Genomic DNA, 4,469 nt, shown 5'->3' with positions numbered 1-4,469 from the left:
ATGTCCGGTTCTGAAGGAGAGGTGCGCCGTAGCAATACGGACATCGACTCTAACTCATCTGACTGTATTGTTAGGTAAGTAGGTTCTGCTCCTAAACCCGCGACTAAGGCACGATTACCAGGGGGTTCAGCCAAAATCTGGTTAGCAGGAATGAGATTTCCGTTAATATCCTTAGCGAGGATAGAACCATCTTCACCTGCTTCTGTGGGGGCAACAAAGAATTTAGCCGCAGGATAAAGTAGGCTGCTGGCTGTAGTGACAACAACTGCACCTGTGAAAAAGTTGAGCAATTGTCGCCTCGACATTGAGGGGCTTTCTAGAGGAAGACTCTCTGTCATGATTTTACACCTCTTAGTTTCGATACAGGTTTTGATTCAGTAAATATTATTGATATTTTTATTGTATAACTATTTAGTAATTTAATCAATTAGTTGATTGATCAACCTTTAATGTTGCAGAAAAAACCATAACAAGCACACTGAATCGAATAGCACTAAGAAAAGCTGAAAGCTCGTCTGGGCTGGGTGTTGGGGGTAGGGTGTTGGGGGTAGGGAAAGATCAAGAAAAGTAAATAATTCATCAGCACTCAAAACCCCTGTTTTAGCGATCGCTAAAATGAATTCTCATCTTTTCACCAGTCATCAAAGTGAAAGCCCAGCCTAGATTACATCTCGCTTGTCACCCCTCAATCTCACCATCTACACAAATAAGTCAAAAACAATATGAGAATTTACTTGACATTAAATATAACTATATGGTTATAAGGTTAACTTGCCTTGAACAACGATTAACCTCGGAATTAAAAATTATGACTATTTCTCTGCAACAACGCCAAAGTAGTAACAATCTTTGGGAGAAATTCTGCAATTGGATTACCAGTACTAACAACCGTATGTATATTGGTTGGTTTGGCGTACTGATGATTCCCACACTATTAACAGCAACCATAAGTTTCATCATCGCTTTCATTGCCGCACCACCTGTAGATATAGATGGTATTCGGGAACCTGTCGCTGGTGCTTTAATCTATGGCAATAACATCATTACTGCTGCGGTTGTGCCTACTTCCAATGCTATTGGTTTGCACTTTTACCCCATTTGGGAAGCGGCTAGCTTAGATGAGTGGTTATATAATGGCGGCCCTTACCAGTTGATTATTTTCCACTTCTTGATTGGTATTTTCTGCTACATGGGTCGGCAGTGGGAATTATCTTACCGCTTAGGAATGCGTCCTTGGATTTCTATCGCCTACAGCGCACCTGTTGCTGCTGCCACTGCGGTACTATTAGTCTACTCTGTGGGTCAAGGTTCCTTCTCTGATGGTTTGCCTTTAGGGATTAGCGGTACTTTCAACTTCATGTTTGTACTGCAAGCAGAACACAACGTTCTCATGCATCCATTACACATGTTAGGAGTAGTTGGTGTCTTTGGTGGTGCTTTATTCGCTGCCATGCACGGTTCTCTAGTCACTTCGTCTTTAGTTCGGGAAACCTCTGAAATTGAATCCCAAAACTACGGTTACAAATTCGGTCAAGAAGAAGAAACTTACAATATTGTTGCGGCTCACGGTTATTTCGGCAGATTGATCTTTCAATACGCATCTTTTAACAATAGTCGTGCTTTACACTTCTTCTTAGGTGCTTGGCCAGTAATTGGTATCTGGTGTGCTGCCTTAGCTGTATCTTCTTTCGCCTTTAATCTCAATGGTTTGAACTTTAATAACTCTGTTCTTGATGCTCAAGGTCGTGTAATTAATACTTGGGCTGATGTTTTAAACCGCGCTAACTTGGGAATGGAAACAATGCACGAACGCAACGTTCACAACTTCCCCTTAGATTTAGCTGCTGGAGATATTCAACCTGTAGCCTTGGTTGCTCCTGCTATTCACGGTTAATTAATTCTGAATTCAGTTCGTTCTAACTCCTCAAAAACAGTGTAAGCAGCCCAAGTTAAAAATGCTTCGGGTTGCTTTTTTTATCAAAATGTCGTTTCTGCAAGGGAAGAATCATTGTTTGGCGATGGGCTATGCCTTGATGGAAGCGATCGCAACAGCCACAAAAAAACTAACTCCAGTGTAGATAATTTATTACTATATAGTTATACTATTAATTAATCAAACAATTTTATCTGGAGTTAGCCATGATGTTATTCCGACAACTCTTTGACCCGGAAACAAGCACTTATACTTATTTAATTGCCGATTTAGAGACTAAAACGGCGATTTTGGTCGATCCGGTATTAGAACAAGTAGAGCGCGATCGCCAATTACTCACAGAACTAGCACTAACTCTGAAATACTGCTTAGAAACCCATATCCACGCCGATCATATTACTGGGACAGCTAAATTGCGTGAGGCTACAGGTTGTTTGGGAATTGTACCGGAAAATGCCCAAGCTATATGTGCAGACAGATTTATGAAAGATGGAGAAGTATTAGAGTTAGGGAGCGTGAAAGTAAAGGCGATCGCAACTCCGGGTCATACTGATAGCCATAATGCCTATTTAGTTAATGGTACTCATTTACTCACCGGAGATGCCTTGTTAATTCGTGGTTGTGGACGGACTGACTTTCAAGGTGGGAACGCAGGGATGATGTATGACGCAATAACGCAACGTTTGTTTACATTACCTGACGAAACCTTAGTTTATCCCGGTCATGATTATCGAGGTAATACAGTTTCCACCATTAAGGAAGAGAAACAATGGAATTTACGGCTGGTGGGACGAAACCGCAACGAATTTATCCAATTAATGGCAAACCTGAATCTACCCAACCCGAAAAATATTATGGAAGCAGTACCCGCGAACCAGCGCTGCGGTAGCGTTGCTGCGTAACAAAATCACACAAAAACTTTGCGTTTAAAAATCTACATTCCTAAGTATAAAAAGCAATGACTACTTCCCGTGTAAACAAATTACAAAGCGTTGATACTCAAACTCTCAAACAGTTGTTGAAGCAACAAGCTATCACACTTATAGATGTTCGTGAACCAGCTGAGTATGCAGGAGAGCATATTCCCGGAGCAACTTTGATTTCCTTATCAAAATTTGATCCGCGCAAAGTTCCCCAAGATCAAGACACAAAAGTGATTCTCTACTGTCGTTCCGGGAATCGTTCAACAATGGCTGCTCAAAAACTATTTGATGCGGGTTTTACCACTGTTACCCATCTGGAAGGGGGTATAAGCGCTTGGAAACAAGCGGGTTATGCTACCACAATTAACAAAAATGCCCCCATTAGTTTAATCCGACAAGTGCAAATTGTCACTGGTTCCTTGGTGTTAATAGGCACATTATTAGGAGCATTTGTTTCTCCTTGGTTCCTGATTCTCAGTGGTTTGATGGGAGGAGGATTAATGTTTTCGGGAATTACAGATAGTTGCGTGTTAGGGATGCTACTAGCAAAGCTTCCTTATAATCAACGGAGCAGTGTATGACGCTGTGGATTATTGGGCATTTGCTGGCTGCTTGTATTGGGGTAAGCTTGGGTTTGATTGGCGGTGGGGGTTCGGTGCTGGCGCTGCCAATTCTAGTTTATGTCATGGGTATACCTCCAAAATCTGCGATCGCCATGACTTTGGTAATTGTCGGTACTGTTAGCTTATTGGGGGTAATTCCCCACTGGCGAGCCAAAAATGTTGATTTCAAGACTGCATTTATTTTTGGTTCGGCAACGATGCTGGGGGCATTTCTGGGGGCAAAAATTGCTACACTTCCAGTAATTACCGCAGCTTTTCAAATGATGCTGTTTGCAGTCATGATGTTGGTAGCTGCTGTGTTTATGATTCGGCGTAGTTCTAAACCTGTGACAGCAGATGATAAACTGGCATTTTATCCCCCACCTGTCTGTAAGTATTGCTGGTTGTGGTTAATTAGTGAAGGCTTGGTTGTTGGGGTGCTGACTGGGTTGGTTGGTGTTGGTGGTGGGTTTGCGATCGTGCCAGCTTTGGTACTCTTGGGAAATGTACCCATGAAACAGGCGATCGGCACATCCTTGTTAATTATTGTATTTAATTCAGTTGCAGGTTTTTTGGGCTACTTGGGTCATGTTTCTTTAAATTGGGACTTGATGTTCTCTTTCATTGTGGCTGCTAGTGTGGGAACAATCTTTGGTGCGTACTTAGCTGAATTTGTTCCAGCTAATAGACTTCAGAAAAGTTTTGGTTATTTTTTGCTTGCAGTTGCAGCTTTGGTTTTGGTGCAGAATCGTCAGCAACCGCGATCGCCCCAGGTAGAAAATCATAGCAACTCCCGACTAGTCACAGTCAGTAGACCGAAAAGTTTTGGGCTACCTTCTTTACAAGATGCTACGCGAAGGGCGATCGCCAAAAAATAACAGCATCCCAAAACTCCGTATGAAGAATTACACAGCGATCGCATGAAAAACCCTCTCGTGAACTTAAAATTTCTAATATGGATAAGCTAATCGGCATTTAAGCTGCATAATATAAATGCAGAGTCGGTTGAAA

5 protein-coding genes and 1 pseudogene are annotated in these 4,469 nt (G+C 42.0%); 5 read left to right on the top strand and 1 reads right to left on the bottom strand.

What is annotated here, in order from left to right:
* Window positions 1-338 (bottom strand): annotated as a pseudogene (locus tag VB740_RS35910) (cytochrome b6-f complex iron-sulfur subunit 1); the annotation flags it as partial.
* Window positions 339-808: 470 nt separating this feature from the next.
* Here VB740_RS35910 and psbA point away from each other — a divergent pair.
* The 5 genes from psbA (at window position 809) to VB740_RS35885 (ending at window position 4,336) form a co-directional block, all read left to right on the top strand.
* Complete coding sequence (gene psbA / locus VB740_RS35905) at window positions 809-1,894, top strand: photosystem II q(b) protein (RefSeq protein ID WP_323204569.1); 1,086 nt, start codon at window positions 809-811, stop codon at window positions 1,892-1,894.
* A 61-nt stretch (window positions 1,895-1,955) separates the two neighbouring features.
* On the top strand, window positions 1,956-2,078 hold the full coding sequence (locus VB740_RS35900) for a hypothetical protein (protein WP_323204568.1): 123 nt from the start codon (window positions 1,956-1,958) through the stop codon (window positions 2,076-2,078).
* A 64-nt stretch (window positions 2,079-2,142) separates the two neighbouring features.
* Window positions 2,143-2,835 carry an MBL fold metallo-hydrolase gene (locus VB740_RS35895; protein ID WP_323204570.1) on the top strand — a complete coding sequence of 231 codons (693 nt, stop codon included), beginning with the start codon at window positions 2,143-2,145 and terminating at the stop codon, window positions 2,833-2,835.
* Between the two features lie 56 nt (window positions 2,836-2,891).
* Complete coding sequence (locus VB740_RS35890) at window positions 2,892-3,437, top strand: rhodanese-like domain-containing protein (protein WP_323204567.1); 546 nt, start codon at window positions 2,892-2,894, stop codon at window positions 3,435-3,437.
* On the top strand, window positions 3,434-4,336 hold the full coding sequence (locus VB740_RS35885; RefSeq protein WP_323204566.1) for a sulfite exporter TauE/SafE family protein: 903 nt from the start codon (window positions 3,434-3,436) through the stop codon (window positions 4,334-4,336). The genes VB740_RS35890 and VB740_RS35885 overlap by 4 nt, the downstream gene beginning before the upstream one ends.
* The last annotated feature ends 133 nt before the right edge of the window (window positions 4,337-4,469 follow it).

Origin of the sequence: Nostoc sp. UHCC 0251 (assembly GCF_034932245.1) — a bacterium.
Taxonomy (GTDB): domain Bacteria; phylum Cyanobacteriota; class Cyanobacteriia; order Cyanobacteriales; family Nostocaceae; genus Nostoc.
This window is presented reverse-complemented; position numbering and strand designations above follow the sequence as displayed.

Coding starts and splice junctions, on each gene's coding strand:
- psbA (WP_323204569.1), top strand. CDS start 809: ATGACTATTTCTCTGCAACAACGCCAAAGTAGTAACAATCTTTGGGAG.
- VB740_RS35900 (WP_323204568.1), top strand. CDS start 1,956: ATGCTTCGGGTTGCTTTTTTTATCAAAATGTCGTTTCTGCAAGGGAAG.
- VB740_RS35895 (WP_323204570.1), top strand. CDS start 2,143: ATGTTATTCCGACAACTCTTTGACCCGGAAACAAGCACTTATACTTAT.
- VB740_RS35890 (WP_323204567.1), top strand. CDS start 2,892: ATGACTACTTCCCGTGTAAACAAATTACAAAGCGTTGATACTCAAACT.
- VB740_RS35885 (WP_323204566.1), top strand. CDS start 3,434: ATGACGCTGTGGATTATTGGGCATTTGCTGGCTGCTTGTATTGGGGTA.